The sequence below is a fragment of the Arthrobacter sp. BC5 genome (assembly GCF_056680255.1).
Genome location: NZ_JBWXPX010000002.1, coordinates 253,045 through 275,029 on the forward strand (window position 1 = coordinate 253,045; position 21,985 = coordinate 275,029).

24 protein-coding genes are annotated in these 21,985 nt (G+C 62.5%); 7 read left to right on the forward strand and 17 right to left on the reverse strand.

Features of this window, described 5'->3' with window-relative positions:
- Positions 1 to 355 precede the first annotated feature (355 nt).
- A complete protein-coding gene (locus AC1MFI_RS18790) occupies positions 356 to 985 on the reverse strand; it encodes a TlpA disulfide reductase family protein (RefSeq protein WP_479821253.1) in 630 nt (209 codons plus the stop codon).
- 172 nt (positions 986 to 1,157) lie between these two features.
- On the opposite strand from AC1MFI_RS18790, the gene AC1MFI_RS18795 reads away from it, so the two are divergent.
- A complete protein-coding gene (locus AC1MFI_RS18795; RefSeq protein ID WP_479821255.1) occupies positions 1,158 to 3,980 on the forward strand; it encodes a heavy metal translocating P-type ATPase in 2,823 nt (940 codons plus the stop codon).
- A 524-nt stretch (positions 3,981 to 4,504) separates the two neighbouring features.
- Here the strand turns inward: AC1MFI_RS18795 and AC1MFI_RS18800 are convergent.
- The 9 genes from AC1MFI_RS18800 to AC1MFI_RS18840 all read right to left on the reverse strand — a co-directional run bounded on the left by AC1MFI_RS18800 (position 4,505) and on the right by AC1MFI_RS18840 (position 10,516).
- Positions 4,505 to 5,203 (reverse strand): DUF4396 domain-containing protein, encoded by a 699-nt coding sequence (locus AC1MFI_RS18800; protein ID WP_479821257.1) that lies wholly within the window; start codon positions 5,201 to 5,203, stop codon positions 4,505 to 4,507.
- Positions 5,204 to 5,525: 322 nt separating this feature from the next.
- Positions 5,526 to 5,798 carry an SHOCT domain-containing protein gene (locus AC1MFI_RS18805; protein ID WP_479821259.1) on the reverse strand — a complete coding sequence of 91 codons (273 nt, stop codon included), beginning with the start codon at positions 5,796 to 5,798 and terminating at the stop codon, positions 5,526 to 5,528.
- 186 nt (positions 5,799 to 5,984) lie between these two features.
- Positions 5,985 to 6,827, reverse strand: a complete 843-nt coding sequence (locus tag AC1MFI_RS18810) for a M56 family metallopeptidase (RefSeq protein WP_479821261.1) — start codon at positions 6,825 to 6,827, stop codon at positions 5,985 to 5,987.
- 116 nt (positions 6,828 to 6,943) lie between these two features.
- Entirely contained in the window at positions 6,944 to 7,321 is a 378-nt protein-coding gene (locus tag AC1MFI_RS18815; RefSeq protein ID WP_479821262.1) for a BlaI/MecI/CopY family transcriptional regulator, read from the reverse strand.
- A 73-nt stretch (positions 7,322 to 7,394) separates the two neighbouring features.
- Positions 7,395 to 7,664 (reverse strand): thioredoxin family protein, encoded by a 270-nt coding sequence (locus AC1MFI_RS18820; RefSeq protein ID WP_479821264.1) that lies wholly within the window; start codon positions 7,662 to 7,664, stop codon positions 7,395 to 7,397.
- The gene (locus AC1MFI_RS18825) at positions 7,664 to 8,242 is read right to left on the reverse strand and encodes a peroxiredoxin family protein (protein WP_479821265.1); all 579 of its coding nucleotides are present in this window, start codon (positions 8,240 to 8,242) and stop codon (positions 7,664 to 7,666) included. The genes AC1MFI_RS18820 and AC1MFI_RS18825 overlap by 1 nt, the downstream gene beginning before the upstream one ends.
- Before the next feature lie 89 nt (positions 8,243 to 8,331).
- Positions 8,332 to 9,378 carry a cytochrome c biogenesis CcdA family protein gene (locus tag AC1MFI_RS18830; protein ID WP_479821266.1) on the reverse strand — a complete coding sequence of 349 codons (1,047 nt, stop codon included), beginning with the start codon at positions 9,376 to 9,378 and terminating at the stop codon, positions 8,332 to 8,334.
- Between the two features lie 503 nt (positions 9,379 to 9,881).
- Positions 9,882 to 10,109, reverse strand: a complete 228-nt coding sequence (locus AC1MFI_RS18835; RefSeq protein WP_479821267.1) for a hypothetical protein — start codon at positions 10,107 to 10,109, stop codon at positions 9,882 to 9,884.
- Positions 10,109 to 10,516 (reverse strand): hypothetical protein, encoded by a 408-nt coding sequence (locus AC1MFI_RS18840; protein ID WP_479821268.1) that lies wholly within the window; start codon positions 10,514 to 10,516, stop codon positions 10,109 to 10,111. The genes AC1MFI_RS18835 and AC1MFI_RS18840 overlap by 1 nt, the downstream gene beginning before the upstream one ends.
- 261 nt (positions 10,517 to 10,777) lie before the next feature.
- Between AC1MFI_RS18840 and AC1MFI_RS18845 the strand changes: the two genes are divergently transcribed.
- The 6 genes from AC1MFI_RS18845 (at position 10,778) to AC1MFI_RS18870 (ending at position 16,800) form a co-directional block, all read left to right on the forward strand.
- Complete coding sequence (locus AC1MFI_RS18845) at positions 10,778 to 11,425, forward strand: copper resistance CopC family protein (protein ID WP_479821269.1); 648 nt, start codon at positions 10,778 to 10,780, stop codon at positions 11,423 to 11,425.
- Between the two features lie 206 nt (positions 11,426 to 11,631).
- The gene (locus AC1MFI_RS18850; RefSeq protein ID WP_479821270.1) at positions 11,632 to 13,344 is read left to right on the forward strand and encodes a bifunctional copper resistance protein CopD/cytochrome c oxidase assembly protein; all 1,713 of its coding nucleotides are present in this window, start codon (positions 11,632 to 11,634) and stop codon (positions 13,342 to 13,344) included.
- 146 nt (positions 13,345 to 13,490) lie between these two features.
- Positions 13,491 to 14,423 (forward strand): F510_1955 family glycosylhydrolase, encoded by a 933-nt coding sequence (locus AC1MFI_RS18855; protein ID WP_479821271.1) that lies wholly within the window; start codon positions 13,491 to 13,493, stop codon positions 14,421 to 14,423.
- An 84-nt stretch (positions 14,424 to 14,507) separates the two neighbouring features.
- On the forward strand, positions 14,508 to 15,257 hold the full coding sequence (locus AC1MFI_RS18860) for a cytochrome c biogenesis CcdA family protein (protein WP_479821272.1): 750 nt from the start codon (positions 14,508 to 14,510) through the stop codon (positions 15,255 to 15,257).
- A 188-nt stretch (positions 15,258 to 15,445) separates the two neighbouring features.
- A complete protein-coding gene (lgt, locus tag AC1MFI_RS18865; protein WP_479821273.1) occupies positions 15,446 to 16,318 on the forward strand; it encodes a prolipoprotein diacylglyceryl transferase in 873 nt (290 codons plus the stop codon).
- A gap of 152 nt (positions 16,319 to 16,470) precedes the next feature.
- Positions 16,471 to 16,800 (forward strand): metal-sensitive transcriptional regulator, encoded by a 330-nt coding sequence (locus AC1MFI_RS18870; RefSeq protein ID WP_479821292.1) that lies wholly within the window; start codon positions 16,471 to 16,473, stop codon positions 16,798 to 16,800.
- A 176-nt stretch (positions 16,801 to 16,976) separates the two neighbouring features.
- Here the strand turns inward: AC1MFI_RS18870 and AC1MFI_RS18875 are convergent, their stop codons facing one another.
- From AC1MFI_RS18875 to AC1MFI_RS18905, 7 genes are all read right to left on the reverse strand, one after another.
- Complete coding sequence (locus AC1MFI_RS18875) at positions 16,977 to 17,384, reverse strand: four-helix bundle copper-binding protein (RefSeq protein WP_479821274.1); 408 nt, start codon at positions 17,382 to 17,384, stop codon at positions 16,977 to 16,979.
- Between the two features lie 717 nt (positions 17,385 to 18,101).
- Positions 18,102 to 18,587, reverse strand: a complete 486-nt coding sequence (locus AC1MFI_RS18880) for a hypothetical protein (RefSeq protein WP_479821275.1) — start codon at positions 18,585 to 18,587, stop codon at positions 18,102 to 18,104.
- Between the two features lie 23 nt (positions 18,588 to 18,610).
- Positions 18,611 to 18,916 (reverse strand): hypothetical protein, encoded by a 306-nt coding sequence (locus AC1MFI_RS18885; RefSeq protein ID WP_479821276.1) that lies wholly within the window; start codon positions 18,914 to 18,916, stop codon positions 18,611 to 18,613.
- Positions 18,913 to 19,596 carry a M48 family metalloprotease gene (locus tag AC1MFI_RS18890; RefSeq protein ID WP_479821277.1) on the reverse strand — a complete coding sequence of 228 codons (684 nt, stop codon included), beginning with the start codon at positions 19,594 to 19,596 and terminating at the stop codon, positions 18,913 to 18,915. The genes AC1MFI_RS18885 and AC1MFI_RS18890 overlap by 4 nt, the downstream gene beginning before the upstream one ends.
- Positions 19,593 to 20,177 carry a recombinase family protein gene (locus AC1MFI_RS18895; protein ID WP_479821278.1) on the reverse strand — a complete coding sequence of 195 codons (585 nt, stop codon included), beginning with the start codon at positions 20,175 to 20,177 and terminating at the stop codon, positions 19,593 to 19,595. Before AC1MFI_RS18895 ends, AC1MFI_RS18890 begins: the two co-directional genes overlap by 4 nt.
- Before the next feature lie 300 nt (positions 20,178 to 20,477).
- Positions 20,478 to 21,224, reverse strand: a complete 747-nt coding sequence (locus AC1MFI_RS18900; protein WP_479821279.1) for a M48 family metallopeptidase — start codon at positions 21,222 to 21,224, stop codon at positions 20,478 to 20,480.
- The coding region (locus AC1MFI_RS18905) for a hypothetical protein (RefSeq protein WP_479821280.1) at positions 21,221 to 21,985 on the reverse strand (765 nt) is incomplete at its 5' end. The genes AC1MFI_RS18905 and AC1MFI_RS18900, both read right to left, overlap by 4 nt.

Consider the following 21,985-nt stretch of genomic DNA (forward strand, 5'->3'; position numbering starts at 1 on the left):
GCTCGGCGCGCCGGCACAGAAGCCGCCACGTTGCACGTCGAGGAAGTGAGGCCGGGCGCCGGTAAGGTTGATGCATGCCTTTCGACCTGCCTCGCCGCTCCCGCGTCTTCATGGATTAGTCCAAGGCAGTCAGCTATTACATCGCGGCCGCGGTTATCTTACCGGCGGACATCACCTCGACACGATCAGCTAGCAGGGGCCTGCGGTACAGGAAAAGCTCCTTTGTCCATTTCAACAGCGAGAGAGACTCCTTAAACGCCGATATTGCTGAGCGTTGACGGTAGTTCACAGACGAGAGTGGGTTGTACCGTGCGACGCACCTGTACCGTGTTGCAGGCTTGCTGCGCTGATGTGGCTAGGACTCGCTGGACGCGGTTGTGATCAGCGCTTTGAGGGTGCTTTTTTCGGTGATGCCAAGTATCCGCGCCGAAATCCTGCCTTGTTTGTCCAGTACCAAGGTTGTGGGGACGGCCTGCGGGGGAACCATTTCGCTAAGTCCCAGCAGGATGCGGCCGTCGGTGTCGAGCATGCTCGGGTAGGAAATGCCAAAGTTCCGCTCGAACGCGGCCGCGGTCTGGGCTTCATCGCGGACGTTGACGCCGTAGAATTCCACGCCCTGACCCAAAAATTCCTGGTGAAGAGCTTCCAGGTCCGGTGCTTCTACACGGCATGGTGCACATGCCGCGTACCAGAAGTTCAACACGGTCACCTGGCCCTGCAGGTCGGCTGTGCTGATCGTGCTTCCATCCAGGAGGGTTGCTTCAAGGGGTATGGGGTCGCCCCGGTCGCCGGCGGCAAACTCAGACACCGAGCCGTCTCCTGCGATGTAGTTCTTGTTGTCCCCTGATGATGCTTGCTGAGCCAATGAATCAGGGGCCGCGCATCCTGCCAGGAACAGTGCGGCGGTGAGGGTGATAGCACCTGCGACGCGGGCGGTCCTTCGGGTGCCATAGGGCGCTGCCCCTAGCTGGCGGGTTTGGGCCACACTCCGGCCGCGTGTCTGTGGATGCACCACCGATTCCACCCTTCATTACTCCGGTTCGTCATGAGCATTACATGCCGCAAGAGGTAATACTATCGTCTATAGTAGAAATCTGATTGACGACACTATGGCCAAGCTTTGGTCGGGTGGGTGCTGATGACAGGAGAGGCGTTCCATGGATCTAGTTGATGTCGCTGTCATCGTCGGTGGTGTTCTGGCGATCGGGTTCCTCGCATGGTACTTTTTCGCTCCGCGCAAGGCGGAGGTCGCGTTGGTTCGGGCGGGAGTGCAGGTTGCCGATATAACGGTCCGCGGTGGCTATTCCCCTGATCTGATCCGGGTGACCGCGGGCGTCCCGGTCCAGCTTCGGTTCGACAGGCAGGACAACAGTGACTGCACCAGTCGCGTCGTTTTCCCCGATTTGCGCAAGAGCGCCTCCCTGGCAGCGTTCGGCACCACGACAGTCGATCTGATGGTTGAGGAACCGGGAGAATACCCGTGGGCATGCGGGATGAACATGCTGCACGGCACACTCCTCGTCGAAGCACCCGCCAGCAACGAAAGCGCTGAGAACGGCGCGGGCGAATCTACCGGTACGACATCAACCAGTCCGAATGGTGATGACACCAGCAGTAACGCCGGTAATGGCGGCGGCAATGACAGCGGTGGTCGTGGTGGCAGCAGGACGGCCAGGGCTGTAGGGGTCGGGCCGACACTGGAGCTGCAGGATCATTACCAGCGCGCCGAGTTCATGCTGCCCGGAGCGTTGAGCAGCCTGCCCATTGATACCGAACGCAGCGAGGCCGAACTCCGCTCTCTCGCAGGAGTGGGGTCCGCCGTGGTCAATTTCGGCGCCGAACGCGCGGTAGTGACGTATGACGCCGACCAGGTGGACGTTGCTACGCTCGAGCGCGCAATCGCCGACTCCACAGGATTCCCCGCACGCCTGCGCCCCGAGCCGGGCTCGGCATCGACCGAGGACGCTGAAGCCGAAGCACGCAAAGCTGAGCTGAAGGACCTACGGTGGCGGGTCACGTTGGGGGCAGTGTTGACCCTGCCGGTGCTATACGCGGTGATGGTTTACGAGCTGGTGGGCGAGCAGTACGTGCCCGACCTCCTGGAGAACCCTTTTGTTCAGCTGGCCCTCACACTCCCGGTGATGCTGTTCGTCGGCTGGCCCATCCACCGGATCGGGTGGCGGGCCCTGGGAAACCGTTCCGCTGAAATGAACAGCCTGATCACCCTGGGAACCACGGCTGCGTTCCTTTACAGCCTGGTTGCGACCTTCGCCCCGCAGATCCTCCCTGAAGGCGTCAGGGACCTCTACTACGAAGTCGTGAGTTTCATCATCACGATCATCCTGCTGGGCAGGCTGGTGGAAGCCCGCGCCCGGGCAGGAACCGGAGACGCCATCCGCGCCTTGGTTGCCCTGACTCCGGCCACGGCCCGCGTCCTGCGGGACGGGCAGGAAGTGGAAACACCGGTGGAGGACGTGCGCGTCGGGGACAGCGTCAAGGTTCGGCCAGGAGAGAAAGTGCCCGTGGACGGTGAAATCACCGAAGGGCGCTCATCCATTGATGAATCGATGGTCACGGGCGAAAGTCTTCCGGTGACCAAAAGCCAGGGCGATACAGTCATCGGGGCAACGGTCAATACGACAGGCGTGTTCACGATGCGCGCCACCCGGGTCGGATCCGATACCGCTCTGGCCCAAATCATCAGACTCGTGCAGGAAGCCCAAAGCACCAAGGCCCCCATCCAACGCCTCGCCGACACCGTATCGGGATACTTCGTCCCGGCGGTTGTCTTCATCGCCATCAGCACGTTCGTGCTGTGGTTCGTTCTCGCCAGTTCGCTTCCGCTGGCGATCGTCGCGGCCGTCAGCGTCCTCATCATTGCCTGCCCCTGCGCACTGGGCCTGGCCACACCCCTGTCGATCATGGTCGCCACAGGTAAAGGCGCATCCCTAGGGGTACTGATCAAAAGCGCCGCAGCCCTGGAAACGGTCCACAAACTGCACACCGTTGTGCTGGACAAGACCGGCACCCTCACCCAGGGCAAACCCGCCCTCACCGACATCTTCCCTGCCGATGGCATCGACGAAACCGAGCTGCTCCACCTTGCTGGTTCAGCCGAAGCGGACAGCGAACACCCGTTGGCGGCAGCGATCACCGAAGGCGCCCGCAACAGCGGGGCACTACTCACGTCGGCCACCGGCTTCGAATCGATCACCGGTAAAGGCATCCGTTCCACCGTCGACCAACAACAGATCCTCATCGGTAACGCGGCCCTGCTCAGGGACAAGGGAATACCCATCACAGGTCTTGCAGAAGCCGCTGAACGGTTCGCTGGTGAGGGCAAGACTCCAATGTTCGTGGCCGTCGACGGCAGCCCAGCCGGTGTCATCGCGGTGGCGGACACCCTGAAGCCCAGCTCCATATCAGCCGTCGCAGGCCTGCGCAGACAGGGCCTGGAGATCGCCATGATCACCGGCGACCATAAATCAACAGCCCTCGCCGTGGCCCGACAGGTAGGTATCGAACGGGTGCTGGCCGAAGTGCTGCCCGAACACAAGGCGGCCGAAATCAGGAACCTGCAAGATGAAGGCAAACTCGTCGCCATGGTCGGAGACGGCATCAACGACGCCCCCGCCCTCGCGCAGGCCGACGTCGGTATCGCTATCGGCACCGGAACCGACGTGGCCATCGAAGCCGCCGACGTGACCTTGATGTCCGGGGAACTGTCAGGGCTCACCAACACGATCGCGCTCTCCAAAGCCACCATGCGCAATATCCGCCAGAACCTCGTCCTCGCATTCGGCTACAACACCGCAGCGATCCCCCTGGCAGCCGGGCTGCTCTACCCGATCACCGGAGCCCTGCTCTCACCTATGGTCGCTGGAGCTGCAATGGCGCTATCGAGCATCAGTGTCGTCGTCAACTCCGCCCGCCTCAACCGCTTCACGCCCCCGGCGCAGCCCCAGCCCCCGAAGAAGTAAAAGCCCGCCAGGCTGACCGGGCTCGCAGATCCGCCCGGGCACTGATCCAGTACGTAAACCTCACCAGTGCGTGACCTCATCCGTTAGTGCGTTTGCCGACTACAGGATGATTTCTAATCCGGAGGATGCTCAGCGTCAGGCGATTCTCAAGGTGACGACAGTTCCCTCAGAACCTGTGGCGTCAACGCGGAGCGGCTGGATGTCACAGGTACACCAGCTTGGCCCTTTCGACCGCGGTTAGCTCTTCCCGATCCTGCATGTGCAGCGTGAAGTGCCCAGCGCGATCGGTGCAATGAAGTGAACGGAGGACCCTAAAATGGGCGATGCAGGTTTGGCCCTGAGGCCAGAGACGCCGTTTCAGTGGCCCTTTCATCAAGCTCCGCGGGCTTAGCGGTCTCATTGGCAACGGCATTGGTAGCGGCGTCCGGTGGTCCTCGAGCAGTTTAAATGGCAGTGCTGGCAGCCCACGGGGTGCTGCCAGCACTGCCATTCGGTGGGATCGGGGGGCCGCCGGGGGTGTTGTGTTATGCGGCGACTTTGACGCGGCGTTGGATGAGGATCCGGACGACCGGGTATGCGGTGAGGAACCCCAGGACGAGCCCAATCTGCATGAGGAAGAAGAAGCGGATGTCGGTGGGTGCCGGCATGAAGTTCCCGAAGTGCATGGCAAGCATCCAGCCACCCATGCCGATGTCGAAGGCCAGAACGGTGATGATGGCAGTCAGCAGTGCGGCGCCGACATTCCGTCCCGCAGGGCCGCGCTTTGCTGACGAGGCGAAGAAGTACTCGAAGACGAACAGCAATGCGATGGCCAACAGGGCGATGAAGATAATCAGCACCCAGAGATTCGTCCCGGCGATGGTCAGACCGCTGGCCACCACGAGGGGAACTCCGATGAAGTGCCCTACGGTCGCAGCAGCCCCACCGGGCGTGCTGCCGGCGACTGTCCTGCCGTTGAGGTCACGCTCGGGCTGTGCACCGCGTCCTCCGGGGGCATTGCTGCGGGTTTTGCCCCACCGGTTATAGGCCCAGAGCCCGAATGGGCCGAGATAGAGGGCGGAGATCGGCCACACCAGCTCCATGGCAACGTTGGTCTGCCGGTGGCGCCGCCCGTAGATGTCATACAGCACCAGGGCCGCGCTGATGACCCCTAGCGCAACGAAAACCCAGGACACCGGTGTCAGCCAACCCGGGAACATCGTCTCCATCGGGGCCATGTTCATCGCATCATCGTTCATAGTCGTAGGTACTTTCTCGTAGAGGCTTACTAGGTATTCGGTGGTTGTTGAGGGTGATCACGGAGATTACGGAGGTCGCCCGTGAGGTGGCATGAGATCCGTGCTGCCCACCATCAGGTGGTGCGGATGCACCGCCGCCTTGAAGGAGGGGCGTCCAGGGCACGATCAGCACAACAGGCATCGACTGCCAGGACTGGCAGGGTGTGCGTATCGCAGGATGTCTGTAGTGATCGAGTGTGCACATGAAGCGATGGACCAGAACAGCAGTGTCCAACGGGTGTGCAGGAGTGGGCGCTTTCGCTGACCGCTACACGGGCTCATTCAGGAGGGTGAGCCGGCGGCGGTATTCCTCGTCGTCAATCTCGCCTGTGGCATACCTGGAACGCAGGATCTCTCGGGCCTCCCGGCCTGTGGTGGAGCGGTCTGACGATTGGTCCCTGCCGGACCGGCCGGACCTGACAGCTAGCAGAACCAGAGCCGCCGCTGCGACAGCCAGAAGTAGCAGCACCACCACTGACCAAATCACCACACCGCCCATCATCCCGCCGCCCATCATCCCGCCGTCCATCATTCCGCCCATGTTCCGCACCACCTTCGCCTTGAGGTTCCGCCTGTAAAGCACATACTACTATGTATCTTAGTAGTATTACTACGCGTCTTAATAGTATGTGCCGGCTTCTGCCAGGGATGAAGTGGAGCGCTGTCCCGTGGCGTCGGTGAGGCGGCCTTGCGGGGGCTGGATGACGAGGAGGGCTAAGCGGGAGTGCTAGGTGGAGGCGGGGAAGCCGGTGGGGCAGGTTTGTGCGTAGGCGCTGGATACTGCCGGCGTGATGGCCACGGTCAGGGGCAGGACGAGCATCACCGCTGCTGCGGAAATTGTCAGGGCAGCACGGAGGGCGCCAAGGGGTGCTGTAGGAAAAGCGAGCCGACGCACCCTGGCCAGGGCGCTGGTGCCTCCTGCTCCGAGCGCGGGCATGGGGGTGGGGCCTGCTTCGGCGAGCCGGACGACAGCGGTGGCTACGGTCAGACGGCTACTGCTGCGCGCGGCCTGATCATCGGCATCCATTTCGACGAGGCGCGTCAGCTCTGCGCGTGCAATGCGGAACGCTGGGACGCGGGGGAATGCACGATAGGTTGCGTTTGCAACGGCAAGGATGAGGTGGTGGCGGCTTCGAAGGTGAGCCATCTCGTGGGCGAGGACCGCGGATCGCTGACCTTTATCGAGCGCGCCGAGGGCTGCTGAGGTAAACACGATTTCATGCTGCCGTCCGGGAAGGCAGTAGGCGGCCGCGTCGGCATGTTCGACGACAAGGAATTGCCCGCTGGAGTCCCGGCGGGCCAGCAGTGCCAGGGACTGCAGCTGGTGTTTGCGTGCCCGGCGCGCTGAGGCCAATTCGACCAGCAGGCAGTAGCCCACGCGGACCACGACAATAGCGGCGATGATGGCACCGATTGTTGTGACCAGTGCGCCTCCCGGTGTGGAGTACTGCTCACGCAGCGTCATGACGCAGGCCCGCAGGAAATCGGCGAGGTTCGAGGTGAACGGCATGGCCGGCACCGCCAGCGCTGTCCCTGCGAAGACGACGCTTGCAATAATTGTCGCTGTCATCGCCTGCCACACAAGGATCCCGACCCGGGGCGACCGGTCGGCCCAGGTGCCCCTAGAGAGCCGCGGTGCTATCGCGGCAGCGGCCACGGCATAGGTGAGAAGAAGGAGCGGGACGCTCACTCGCTGGCCTTGGCTTTGGCATTCTCAGCCTGGTCCAGCACTGCCCGCAGCTGCGCGACCTCGTCGGCGGGGATTTGCTCCAGGAAGTGCAGCAGGGTTGCCGTGCGGTTACTGCCGCCGGCGAGCACTTCACCCATGTGCGCGGCGGCGTATTGCTCCCGGGTCTGAGTGGGACGGTAGCGGAACGCCCGGCCGTCCGGTTCACGCTCCAGCAGTCCCTTGCGGTGCAGCGTGTCCATGACGGTTTTGACGGTCATGTAGGCAATTTCCCGGTCCCGCTGAATGTCTTCCAGGATGTCGCGCACCGCGGCCGGGCCCTGGTAGGACCACATCCGCTCCATGATGGTGGATTCGAGCTGGCCGAGACGATGCATGTCAGGACCCTTTCTTCGTGCAGTCAACAGAACCTGGAACACTAATCCTATCGTGCATAGTAGATCTTGGGGGCTAGTGTCCTTGCCGGCCGTTGTCGTCCTTGGATAGCCGTCGGCGGAGTTTTTTCTCGGACAGGCGGCCGAAGCTGAACATCTTCCCGTTGAGCAGGATCCCGGGTGCGAAGACAATGCCGTGGCGCAGTGCCAGGTCCCGGCCTTCGGCGCTGGCGAGTTCCACTTCTTCGATCACCAGCGGGTACGCAGCGGATACGTCCTGCAGGATGTCCTTCGCTTGGTCGCACCACGTGCAGTTCTCCTGCGTCAGGACAGTCACGGTATGCATCAGCTGGTTCGCCCGGCTTCGAGGTCATTCATCAGCTGGTTCACCGGGACATACATGGTGTAGTCCGGAGCCCCACCGTAATCGGCGCGCCATTGGATGGTGCCGTCGGGGCCGACGAGGATGAAGGTGTGGCCGTTGCGTGAGTCGCCCATCATCCCGAACTTGTTCGCCTCGTACTGCTGGGACACTGCGAGGTCCGTATCGGCCAACGCCACCGATTGCAGTCCGTCGTCGGACATCTTCTGGGCGATGAGATCAGCGGGCCCGCTGGTGACGGTGATAAGAGCATCGATTCCGGCGTCCTGCAGAACTGAGGGGTCTTCCTCCAGGTCCCTGATCTGGTCCCAGCAGGGCTGGCAGCCCAGTCCCTCATGGAAGTACAGCAACGTGGTTTCGCCGCTGTAATCACCCAGATCCACGGTGTCTCCCTGGGTGGAAGGCAAGGCGAACGCGGGAGCCTTTGCTCCGGGGCCGGGGGACCCGACGTCATAATTGGCACCTTCGGCCCGGGCATTGGTGGGTTCGGGTGCGGTAGAGCTCTGATACACCAGGAACAAACCGACGACGGCAGCGACCACGATGGCTGCCCACATCAGAAATCCCGACCGCCGGCTCGATCGCCGGGCGGGATTCTTATCGAGGGGCACGGACGTTTTCGTTGATCCCATCAGAGGGGTTCCTTTCGAAGGTCGGGGCGGCCGTTCTCAGGGCTCGGCTGCTCCCCGCCGGTGGCCGGATGTGTGACGGGGCTGCCCTGCTCGCAGGTTGCTCCTGCGGAGGAGCAGGTTTTGGCCGGTGGTGCAGAAGAAACACCTGCCGCAGAAGAGGCCGGAGATGCCGGGTGGGCTGTGGTGCCGCGTCCACCAGTGGATCGGCGGCGGATGGCGGTCGTGATGAGCCACAGCAACGCGGCGAAGACCAGCAGGGATGTGATCCACCCCGGGATGAAGCCAAGGGCGTCCTGGACGGTGGAGACGAAGTGCGTGAGGCCTGCAGAGAAACGCACTTCCCAGCCATCGGGTGCCATTCCCGGTCCGCGTACTGCGAGGGCGATGGTCAGTGCGCCCATGACCAGCATGAGTGCGCCCGAGAGGAAGGTGGCGACAGGGACACGGTGGGAGGATCCGGGGAACAGCGGCAGTGTTCGTCCGGTGAGGAACTTCCTTTCCCCGATCCGGTGCCGGTCCCAGACGAGGGCCATCACGCAGAGGGGTGCGACCATGCCGAACACGTAGGCAATCCCGACCGCCAGCGCCGCCGGAAACGATGATGCCGCACCGGACACTGCTGCCACACCTGCCAGCACGGGGGCGCAACAGGCGCTGGCAGCACCAGAAAAAGCGCCCAGCGCATAGACGGAACGAGTGTTGTTTCCACCGGCTCCACCCCGGAAGAACATGGGCAGCATGATCTTCCGGCCCGCCAAGATGAGTCCGCCCATCAACATCATCAACGAACCACCAACGGCGAAGATCGGCGTGTGATAGTCGATCAGCAGCCGGCTCAGCGCTGCGGCGCCGAACGCTATTGGCAGGATGATGGTGCCAACCCCGGCGGCGAAGACCAATGTCATCCCCAGGATCTGCGTCTTCCGCCTGAAGGTGGTGGCGAAGAACGCCGGCAGCATGACCGAGACGCAGCACGGGGCGAAAAGGGCCACCATGCCCCCGAGAAATGACGCCAAGATGGTGGTCGACAGGAGTATCCCCTCCACGCCCCGATCCTTTCAATGGTGATGACGATGCGGTCCACGAATGGCACACGGATAAGCCATGGGTGGGCCGTGGACTGTCCAGGAGTGAGTCATGAAGCACCACCACTGCTGCACCAGGGGCCGGTCACTGCCACAGTGCACGCTCACGCCGTGGGAATTTTGTGGGGGTGAGCGGTGCAGAGGCATCGCGATGCCAGCGCCGGCGGTCGTGCCGGTCTTGCAGCCACGCTGTGCACGATGACCCGGTAGTCATGGCCGGACAATCAGGCGGTTGAGGATGTCGCCTCAGCGTCGGGAGGGCGTGTGCGGCTGAGCCTTCAGGGCTTCAACCTGTTCGCGCAGCTGTGCGAGCTCTGCTGTGTGGGCTGCTGGCGCGGCGCCCGCTCCTGCGGTCCGGGTTCGTGGGGCCCCGGCGCAGTGCCCACGTCGCATGGGGCGGAGGCAGAAGAAGTAGGTGGCACTCAGCGATGCCGCGAGGATAGCCAGCGGGAAAACCCACTCAGTCATCGCAGATTCGCCTTGGCCGGCTGGGGCTGAGCGGGATCAGCGCCTGCGTCGTTCTGATGTGCGCGCAACTGGTCGACTTCGGCGCGCAGCTTGGTCAGTTCCGCGTCTTCAGTTGTTGTTGCCTGCATGGGGGCGGCTTTGCTGCCCCGCATCATGAACCACATCATCAGACCCATGCCCACAGGGCATGCGAGCAGGGCAAGTGCGTACAGTGCTTCACTCATTAAAGTTCTCCTTCATCCTTCGGGGCCGACTCGGGGGACATCATTCCGTCGGACATCATCTCGTCCGACATCATGTCGTCCGGGTCCGTCTCAAGATCCCCGTCCATCATCTGCTCGTGCATGCGCTTCATGCCCGGGTTGTCGTCCATCATCTTTTCGTGCATGCGCTTCATGCCCGGGTTGCCGTCCATCATCTTTTCGTGCATCTTGGCCATGCCAGGAGTGGAATCCTGGCCGTTCATGCCGTGATGCTTATCAGCGGGCTCGGTAGTCGCCTCAGTGGTGGCGCTCGAGGCAGGACTCGAGGCAGTGATGGCCAGAGGTGCGGCGGCCACTGATGGGGCAGCGGCTCCCAGGGCGAGAAGCCCTACGGCTGCCATCGTTGGAATCCATATACGTGAAGTCATGTGCGTTCCTCTCATCGGTTCGGACAACATCAACTACTACGAATGATAGTAGCAACATACTACGCAGATTAGTAGTGGACGAGTCGGCAGGGACCTGGGGCGCCACAGTGACTTCCACCGCTCCGGGCGACCGTGGGTAACACCCATGGCTCTATCGGCCATAAACTACTACCGCTGATAGTATTGTCCGATTTGTCGTGTCGATCGGCACACCATGTCGTGGAGGCACCGCTTCCACGGCAGTGATGAAGGAGTGGCTGGATGGACCGGGAACTGGTGAAGACAGGAAGCGGCCCTACCCCCGCGCTATGGCCGCTGTGGATGCTGGCAGCGTCGCTCGGCGCAGTCCTGCTCGTGATGATGCCTGTTCCCGCCAGCCCTGCCTTGGCGCATACGTATCTTCTGGCAGCGGATCCGACCGATGGTTCAACCCTGGAGGAGGCCCCGAGCCAGGTGAGCCTTGACTTCACGGAGGAGGTTGAACTGGAGTTCGCCAGCGTGACCGTCTCGGTATCCGATGGCCCGGCCTACGGTGCACTGATCGAGACGAAGGGCACATCTTTGGTGGTGCGTATCCCACCAGGGGCAGCTGCCGGTCAGGCCGACGGCGAGCCAGCGCTATGGGAGATCGCCTACAGAGTCACCGCAAGTGACGGGCATCCGGTGAACGAAGCCTTCTCGTTCACCGTTGCACCAGGTTCCGTCGCCGCCGCGGACGCAGGGCCAGTCGCCGCGCCCGCGAATGGCGTGGACTCCGAGGTATGGGCTGCTGAGGACCGTTCTCAGCGAATCCCTCAAGGGTGGCTGCTGGTTCTTGGTTCGCTGACGGGGGTCACCGTCGTGACCATCCTGACCGTGCTGACCAGGGGTCTAGTTCTTCGCCGGCGGTCGCGCGGGGTGCGACAGTGAGCCCCAGCACTACGATGCGTCGGGGTGTGGGGGCGGTGATGGTGCTGGTCCTCGTGCCGCTCACCGCGGTCGCGGTCCTTGTCGCAGCAGGCGTTGCGGGACCGCCTGGTCCAGGGCTTCCCGACCCGGGCCCGATCACCCGGTGGGGCACCCCTGTCGCCCGCGCCCTCCATGACGCGGGGGCAGCGCTCACTGTTGGTTTCCTCATGGCAGCCGCGCTCATGCTTCCTCACCGAACGCAGGACCGGGGGGCCCTTGGTTCGGCCGCAGCCAAGGCGGTGTTGTTTGGAGCGGTGGCGGCTTCCCTGTGGGCCGTTTCCGGTGCGGTCGGTATCACCTTCGCCTACTCCGATATCGCAGGATCCAGCCCTTCCAGCATCAACGGCGGGGACATGGTTCAGTTCCTCATCAGTTTCGACTTGGGCCGCTCCCTGGGCTTGAGCGCCCTTCTGGCCCTGATCGTCGCGACCGGGTGCTGGATGGCAACACGGACCCTTCATGTCGGCATCCTCACGCTGCTCAGCCTTCTGGCCTTGCTGCCGTTGACGGTCACGGCCCATGGCGCATCGAACCATGAAGCGGCCGTGAACCTTCTCGGTCTGCACCTCATCGGAGTCACGATCTGGACGGGAGGCCTCGTTGCACTCGTGGTTCTGCGGAAAACTCTGGGCGAGGACTTCGCCCCGGTAGCGCAAAGGTATTCACGGATTGCCGGGGTGAGCTACATCCTGGTTCTGGTGACCGGCGTAGCAGGGGCGGTATTGCGCCTGACTTCGGCCTCGAGCTTGGAGGGAACCTACGGGATCCTGCTGCTGGCCAAGACAGCGGCCGTCATCCTGCTCGGTGCCGCCGGCTGGTACCAGCGGCGCCGCATCCTCACCCGGCTGGCCTCCCAAGCCACGGCAGGACGAACCTTTGCCCTGTTCGCCGGCTGGGAGATTCTCATCATGGCGTTCGTCTTCGGGTTGTCCGTCGCACTGGGGCGGACATCTCCGTTCGCTGAATCCGCCGTCCAGAGCGCCGCCGAATCTTTTCTGGGCGCTGCCCTACCGCCGGAACCTGACGCCATGCAGTGGTTGACTCAATGGAGAATCGACGTCGTCTGGGCGCCTGTGGCCGTACTGCTCCTGGGTTGGTACGTCCGTGCTGTGCGGAAAGCAGGACAGCAGGGACTGGCATGGCCGGCCTCAAGGACCGTCAGTTGGGTACTGGCCTGCGTGCTTCTTTTCTGGGCCACCAACGGCGCCCCGGCTGTCTACGCAAGGCTGCTGCCCAGCATGTTCGTGACCGGGCAGGTCATCGTCGGCCTTGCGGTGCCTGTCCTGTTCGCTCTTGCCTGCCCCGTGCTGCTCGCCCGGCATACGCTGGCTCCACGGTCCGACGGAAGTATGGGAACCAAAGAATGGCTCACTTGCGCTGCGGGCCTGACGCTAACGCGCACACTGCTGCGCCCATTGCCAGCGGCGATCCTTTATGCGGGATTCCACGGTGCCCTGTACTTCACCCCAGTACTGGGTCCGCTGGTCAGCAGCAACGGCGGACGGATTATCATCACTGCAGCGGCGCTGGCCATCGGTTTCATGCTCTCTCACGCACTCCTGTCGTACCCGCCCGACCCTGGCGCGGTGAAGATCACCTCAGCGGCCCTGTTGATCGTTCTGACTTTCCATACGATCACGGGCATTTCACTGGCCACCCGCGAGAGTCTTCTGGGAGGAGACTGGTATCTGCTCGTAGCCGATCTTTGGAACATCCCGGTGACCGCCGACCAGCCCATCGCCGGATTGATTCTTTGGGGCGCCGCACTGGCACCAGTGCCCGCTCTGGCCGTCGGACGTTCGAACACCGTACGAATACGCGAAAACACTGTGGCCCACGATCTGCCTCACAACCTGCCTGACACTGCCGCGACACTCTGACTTGGACTCGTCCCGACGACTCATCTACTATCAAGAGTAGTAATAATCGTCGTCCTGCTTCCTCGCAGCGTCAGCCGTGCACCAGCGTCGGCTCGCTGTCGAGCGGGGCCACCGGCGCCACCACCACATGAAATGAGAGGGATTCCATGCCCCGCACGACTGCTCCCGGTAACGGCAGGAAGATACGCACCGCAGCCCTGGGGATCGCCGCGATGTTCCTCCTGGCGGCATGCGGGCAACAGGCGGGCACCAATGAGGACGAGGCCGCCCACAATGATGAAACACCGCACAGCGATGAGAGCCCGCACACCGATGGGTCCTCGTCCGCCGAAGAGGACCCGTTCGGCCATGTGCATGGCCTCGCCTTTGATGAGGACACCGAGCAGCTCCTGTTGGCCACCCACAACGGCCTGTTCGATGTTGCCGTCGACCCTATCGAGAAGCTGAGTCCGGCCATCGATCTGATGGGGTTCGCCAGCGCCGGCCCGGACTTGTACTACGCCTCAGGGCATCCTGGACCCGGAGTGGATCTGCCCAACCCGGTAGGGCTGATCGAGTCGACCGACGGCGGGAAGACCTGGCAGGAACTCTCCCGCCAGGGCGAGTCGGACTTCCACACCATGGCGGTGTCAGAAGAAGGTGTCATCGGGTTTGACGGGACGCTGCGGATAACATCTGACGGCAAGGAATGGTCCGACGCCGAAACGCAGATTCAGCCCGCGAACCTCGCGGCCTCCGTCGACGGGCCGATCGTCCTGGGTACCACCGAAGAAGGCGTCCAACGCTCCACCGACGGCGGAACGACGTGGACGTTGCCAGCTGACTCGCCGGTGCTGCTGCTGACAGCCTTTGCCGATGCGGACACCGTTGTAGGCGTCAGCCCGGAAGGAATCGTGCATATCAGCCAGGACGCAGGCCAGACCTGGGCGGAAACCGGCGGATCAACAGCCCAGCCGTCCGCGGTCGCCGCGCACGCCAACGAAGAGGGTGACCTGCGGATCTGGGTCTCCACGCAGGAAGGCCTCGAGTTCTCCGACGATGAGGGAGCGTCCTTTGCCACGACGGTGCAGGCAGGGTAGCGACAGCCTCGGGCACACGACGCCTGCACCATACCCGTTCCCTGATCATGCTGAAGACGACGCTGACGGGGGCAGGGAAACCGCATGACGATCGGGGAGTTCTTCGCGCAATCCGTGCAATCGGGGGCGCTCCTGCTGGCGATTCCACTGGCCCTGATCGCAGGCATCGTGTCCTTCGTGTCCCCGTGCATCCTGCCACTGGTACCAGGCTACGTGGGGTACGTTTCCGGGCTCACTGACCCGGATTCCCCCAGGAACCGGCGGAAAGTCCTCACCGGCGTTGGACTGTTCATCCTCGGATTCGCGCTGGTCTTCACCTTCTACGGTGCGGCCTTCGGACTTATCGGAGGGTGGATACTGCGCTGGCAGGACCTGCTCATCCGCGTCCTCGGACTGTTCGTCATCCTCATGGGCCTGGTCCTTGTGGGACGTTTTTCCTTCTTCCAGCAGACCAAGAAGCTTAACTGGAAGCCAAAGAACGGGGTAGCCGGGGCACCGTTGCTGGGAGTGGTGTTCGGTCTGGGGTGGACACCCTGCATGGGTCCCACCCTCAGTGCGGTCCTGGCGCTGAGCACAACCACCGGAACCGCATGGCGCGGCGCGCTCCTGGGATTCGTGTACTGCCTCGGCCTGGGCATCCCCTTCATCCTCGTAGCACTCGGGGTCGGCTGGGTGACACGGACCCTGTCCTTTGTCCGGCGGCACATCAGGGTCTTCAACATCGCAGGCGGGTCCCTGCTGATCCTGGTCGGGGTGCTCATGGTCTCGGGAGCCTGGGGCCTATGGATCTACCAACTGCAAAACCTGGCCGGCACCTTCCTCACGCCAATCTGATACGGCAAGCCCCGGCCAGCGACGGTCGAGCCCCGCAGTGCGTTCCTTCCATCGGCCGGTCCACAAACCACGGCGGACGGTTGACCCGCTGAATCGCAGGCCCGTCACCATCCCGCTTCTATGTCAGAGGCCCTTCCTGAGCCTGCCAATACTCCTGCCTCCCACACCTCCTCTCATCGGACCAGCCCATGAACCCCGAAGAACCAGGATCGTACATTCCCTCCCCGACCATTAGCGCCCTACAGCTCGGGCCACTGTCCATCGCCTTTTACGCGCTGTGCATCCTGGCCGGGATCGTGGTCGCGATATGGCTTACTGAGCGCAGGCTCACCGCCCGCGGCGGACAGCCAGGGCAGGTACTCGACGTGGTGGTCTGGGCAATCCCCTTCGGAATCCTCGGTGGCAGGCTGTATCACGTCATCACCGACTACCAGCTCTACTTCGGACCCGGCAAAGACCCTTGGAATGCACTGCGCATCTGGGAGGGCGGACTGGGCATTTGGGGAGCTATCGCCCTCGGCGCGGTCGGCGCCTACATCGGCTGCCGTCGAAACAACGTCCAGTTCACCGCCTTCGCCGATGCCGCCGCCCCCGGCGTGCTCATCGCCCAGGCGATCGGCCGGTGGGGAAACTGGTTCAACAACGAGCTCTACGGCGCCCCTTCCACCCAGCCCTGGGCGCTCCAGATCCATGACATGAACCCCGCAACCGGCAAAGCCCGGGAAGGCGCCGACGGCGCTCCCGTCGTTCTCGGGTACTTCGAGCCGACCTTCCTCTATGAGTCACTGTGGTCACTGGCCGCAGCATTCCTGATCCTGCTTCTGGACAGGAAATACACGCTGGGCGCCGGATCAGTTCTGGCCCTGTATGTTGCCCTGTACACCGCAGGCAGGTTCTTCTTTGAACTGATGCGCTCCGACTACGCCAACACCATCCTCGGACTGCGCATCAACACCTGGGTCTCCGGCATCCTCTTCCTCGCCGCGACCATCGCATTCTTCGCCCTGAGGTCCCGCTCCCGCTCCCGCTCCCGCTCCAGAACAGGCTCCTCCAACGATTGAAACGCCCCGTGTGCAGGATCAACGCAACGCCTATTGCGCCGGTGCTCGGCTCACCCACAGGTGGACGGCTTTGAGCTGGGCCGCAAGGGCTCCACCCGCCCACAAGGGGATGACCCGGGAAAACGCCGGCGCGAGCAAGGACACCGGGCGTGATGATTGCCTACAGTCCTTTTTGCAGGCCAAACGCAGAACAAGCAGTCCGCGATAGGTCACTGCGGGTATGGGAAATACCAGCTGGAGGAGTCCACGGCGTGGATGAATCTCATCGTGTTCACTGCAGAGGGAACACCGCACCTGACACCCTCACCCAGGTCGCCGCCGTCGACAGCACCATGCATGCTGTCAGCCTCGGACTACTGAAGAACCACCTGCAGCACTGCGTCGTCGACGCAGCCAACGAAGCCGCAACCAGTGGCTCTTCCGACGCCGTAGACGCGAAGATCAAGGAAGCAACTCAAGCCATCGGCCGTCTTCTGCGCTGAATCTTGAGCAGTTCCCTACCTGCTGCTGCTCACCACTGACTACTGGCTACCGCTCTCCAGTCCTTACGCGGCACATGTCGGGCCTTACGCGGCACATGTCGGGCGCCGGCTTGTTGGTCGGATGCCCCTCCTGCCCTGGGCGGTGAAAAGAGGGGCAGCCGCCGGTGATCAGCGTTTCAGCCAAGGGTTGCGGCGAGATCGCGGCAGGCTGCCTCGCAGCGGCGGCACGCTTCGGCGCAAATCCTGCAGTGCTCGTGCATGTCGGCGTGCTGCTCGCACTCATCGCCACATGCCTTACAGGCAACCTCGCAAGCGAGCAGGATCGCGCGGGTGATGTTCGCGTCGTAGCCGGTGTGCCGGGAGAGGACTCGCCCAGTAGTCGCGCAGATGTCGGCGCAGTCAGCGTTGGTGCGGATGCACTTGGTGAGCTCGGCAACCATGTCCTCGCTCAGACAGGCGTCCCCACAGGCCGTACAGGTTTGCGCACACTCGAAGCAGGCCGCGATGCACTCGGCCAATTTCTGCCGGTCAAGCCCGCCCAGATCCTTCGGATACGTCTCCAGCATGGAGGTGATATGTGTCATTGTTCCGCTCCTCTTCCGTCAGTTCGGGTTGGCTTTGCTGAGCTTTGGGGCGTCCGGGACCGGAGCCCCAAGTGCCACGCTAACTTCCGCCCGGCACTGCAGGCCATCAATCGGCAAAATTGATAGCGCGGAAAACACCTCGGGCACATACGGGCAGGTCATGTCTGAAGGTGACATGTACCCGGCTCCTGCCGAACCTTCCCGCTCTCCTGAGCATGGCGATCACAGTGGTCACCATGATCACCGGTCACCGGTCAGTCCCAGAATCTAAACACCCAAAACGAACATTTCTGCTACACAGGCTGCCAATCCTCGTTGGAGATTATGAGTCGCAGCGATAAGTGGCACGTTCTAACAGCAGTCATGCCCATTCATCAGGGCAAGTCTGCTTGAGCTCGCGAACTGCGTTGCGGATTGCAACGTCAGAGTGGTGAGGCGTCCGGCGAACCATTGATGATCGTCACGATCGTATGAAGTGCAGCATCGTTGAAGTGTTCGTTAGGTTGGAGCTGAGTGCCAGTGCGCACACCAGCAATCTGGATGAATCTCTGTAAAAGCTGAGTAGTCGCGATGAGATCGAGTACAGAACGGTGTCAACTAACGGCCGTCCATAGGACATCTAGAAGTAGCTGCATCCGGAGTGGTAGTCGTGTTGCATGAGCCGTGTCCGGAAGCTGTGTACGGCGAGCAACCTTGGTAGCGCAGATCAGGTAAGCCCTAGAACAGGGTTGGGGCTTCGGGGTCGATGCCGGTGAGCAGGGGTCGGATGATCGGTTCGTTCCATCCGTGCTCGAGGAGGGCTGTGCGCAGCTCGACGGATTGGGCTCGGAACTGGGCGCGGCCGACGCCGCGCCACCGGAAGGTCGAGGCGTTGGCATGTCGGCCCTTCTGGGACCGGTCGAGCATGTTCAACGCCTGGGTGCCGGGCAGCAGGTGAGTTTCCGTCCCGGTGCTGGCATGGACGCAGAGCGGGACGTTGCAGACGTGCATGAGCGTGATTCCGGGGTGCAGGGTTTCCCCGGTGAGGTGTTCGTAGGCGTAGCGTTGCGGCCGCAGGGCGCGTTGCTCGCCGTCCCTGGTGACCCAGAACCGTCCGTAGCCGTCGTCGGCCACGGCGCCGGTCCAGATCCAGCAGTCATGCGGCCGCGGGCCTTTGACGACTTTTTCCCAGAACCGGTCAGCCTCTCCCCTGCGCTGCCTCATCGCCGGCTACCCCTGCCAGGACGTCATCGGACGCGGGCGGGTCGGCGGCGGACGATCGGCCGACGGCCTTCCATCCGCACCACACCTGCGATGACGAGGGCCGCTGCAGCAGCGACCATCAGCTGTCCCCACCACGGTGCGCCGGCCGCGGTGGCGACGAACCACGATGAGAAGAACCACAGGCCGACGGCCAACGCGCCAGCGACCTGGTTGCGCATGCGCGCAGGGATCGGCAGCAACAGCAGGGGAAGTCCGATGAGTGCACGGACGAACAGGTAGCTGTAGCGGATGCTCGAGGTGAGCAACCATCGGATGATTCTGATCATCATGTTCTCCTGGTCGCCAGCGGGTCTTGCCGGTTGAGTTCGGCTTCGATGGCTTCAAGTCGCGTGGCTCGGTATGGGTGGCTTCGGATCGGAAGTAGCAGACCCCGGCCCCACTCGCGTTCTGGTGCTTCTCGATCCCACACGTCGAACAGACCATGAGCACTCGACAGATTGCCGTGCTGGCGTGCAGCGAAAACATCCGCGCACAACTCGTCCGTGCGGCTGTTCGCACGTAGTAGGAGCCATGATCCTGCCGCGATGACGGCACCGATAGCTGTGGTGGCTCCACCAGGGATCGTGCTGGCACTAGCGCTCTGTGCAAGGCCTCCCGCGATGATCCCCCCGAACAGCAGGAGTGCTCCGAAAGCGAACCCGGCGGCAAACCGCCGAAACTTCTGCGTCCACCATTCCTCGTTGGCAAGGTGACCCAGCTCATGCGTAAGTAAGAACTCAAGAACGCCGTACGGCAGTTCGCGCAGGGCGGCCTCGGTAACCTTAATTGTCGGCACCCCATGAAGCGTCTTGAACCGGGCGTTAGCCCGTGGTGAGCGCGGCTTACCTACCAATGGGGCAAGAGCGACCACCGGCGTTGGTAGACCTGCCCGTGCCGCGGCTCGCCCGACGATGGCGCGGGCCTCCTGTAAGAGGTAATTGCTGGGTGTCCGGTCGTGTGGCGTTGTCATCCGGGAGCCGTCCGATCCAGCGCCCGGTACAGGGTGGTGCGGTCAATGTTCAGGCGCCGGGCGACTTCCGCCTTCGGTACGCGCGCCTCGATCAGGTTCCGGGCCTCGAGCAGCTGGTCGTCAGTGAGCTTGCGGGATCTGCCCTGGTAGGCGCCGCGTTCCCTCGCTGCCCTGATGCCGTCGGCCTGCCGTTCCCTGGTGATCGCTCGCTCAAGCTGCGCGAAGGACGCCATGATGTTCAGCTGGAACTCTGCGAACGGATCCGCCCCGCCCGGGGTGAACGTGACCCGTTCGGCGATGAACTCCACGGTTACACCCTTCGCGGTCAACTCCCCCACTATCTGATTGAGGTCGATGACCGATCGCGCCAGCCTGTCCATGGACGACACAGTGACGGTGTCGCCGTGGCGGGCGTATCCGATCATCTCCGCGAGGGCGGTCCGGCCGGATCGTTGCGCACCGGATTGCTTCTCCTCAAACAGCCGATCGACGCTGCCGAGGCTGGTTAGCTGACGGGCTAGATTCTGGTCGACGCTTGACACACGGGCATACCCAATTCGTTGCCCTTTGTGTTGCGTCATGTCTAGACCTTCGCACAGAAGTGTTGCGAAAACCAGAAAAGGACCCTAAAACTACACTAATCCGCCTGTCTGGAACTGTGGCGTTGGGGTGTACCCAAACGCAACACCTCGGCAGAGTGACAAACCATCCGAACTCACTAAAACCGCAGCGAGACTTCCGCATATGGCTTGTGGCGCACCCCCAACCACCCTGAGCAGTAGTAGAACCTACTGGTGCTCAAATGGTGGCGGCCTCACCCGGTTAAGGCCCTTGCTTGTACCTTTTGACCTGCATAACTGTTTGGAGCTAACCCTCGCGGGCTATGCCATCACCCTCTCAAGCCGCTGCTTACGGGACTCCCAGTCGGGCATCACCAATTGCTGAAGTTCAAAAAACTGCCTCCCGTGGTTTGGAACCAGCAAGTGACAAAGTTCGTGGGTGACCACGTAATCAATACAATCCATGGGTGCGCGGATCAGATCCGGGTTCAACACAAGACTGCCGGCCGGCGACGTAGAGCCCCAACGCGTGGGCATACGTCGAAGCCTTAGCGACGCTGGCTGCACGGCGTGTAGATCTGGGAATCGCTGCCTATTCAATTCCAAACGGCTGGGAAGTTGTACTTGTGCCCGCTTGTGGTACCACTCTTTGATGTGCTTCTCTATGGTTTCGGTATCGTGAAAGTCGACGCAACGCACCTCTATAAACCCAGGAACCATCTTCACGCTTGGTGTGCTCGGCACCTTGGCCCCCCCCTTTCCCGTTTCCGGTGGAACGACGCGAATGCGGTACTGCCTGCCCAGGTAGAGGTGAGTCTCGCCAGGGACGTAAGTGCGAGGTGGTGTGTGTGGACGAAATCTGGAAAAGGATGCCTGTTGCGCAAGGATCCATCGGGCGCGTCTTTGGACCCGGGCAGCGATGTCTTCCGCAGCCGCGTTGCTTGGCGCGGTGACGCGAACTAACCCACCCGGCTCTACCGTGATTTCAAGCGTGGCGCGCTCTCGGCGCTCCAAACGGTACTCAATGATGTGAGTTCCGTATTCAACCTGCCGTTCCTCCAGCCTCATTTCCTGAAACGCGCCCTTGCTACCGTGAGGACCGTGTTTGTGAGGCTGTCTACCATGGGTTGTTTCATCTGGATGCCGCGGCGTTCACCTAAGTCATAGAAAAAGTCATCCAGTTCCGTGGCGAGGGCGTTCTGCTCATTTGGTTTGGTCCAGAAATTGACCACCATCCGGCTGCGAACCATGTCCGCTACCGTCTTTGCCATGTTCGCTTTTTCGTCGTCGGGTACGGCCAGGAATCCTTGGAGTGCGGACTCGAGAAGACTTTTGCCGAGCGCACCGTAAATTGCAGCGGCATCGTCGTCGTGCGTTACTGCGGAGGGAAGCACCGCGCCGCGGTCACCGCTGGCCAACTGTTCAGCTATCTCCCGCGCCTGGAACAGGTACCTTTCACCGTCCCGACGATGGCGGTACTCGTCAATTGCCTGCTGCAGTAACTCCGAGAATCGTGCGTAGAAGGCCGGGTCCTCGTCCATACGCTCGGTGATGGTCTTTTTAGTGGCGCTGACGATCCGGTCCGCCTTCGAGTCGGGCGTCGTGCCCTTCTCGTCCACAACGGCCTTCAGCGCAGTGGGATCGTTGATGTTGAGTTGTTCAATAATTGTCTCGGCTGGCAGGGCCGTCACATGATCATCGAGCAGGCGGCGGATGCGTGGCTCGTAGTCGCGAAGGTCAACTGTCTCCTGGTAGCGCATTTGCACTGATAGGCGGAGTTCAGCGAACTGGGAGTAGTCGTTTCGGTAGCGGTCGACATCGGCCTGGGT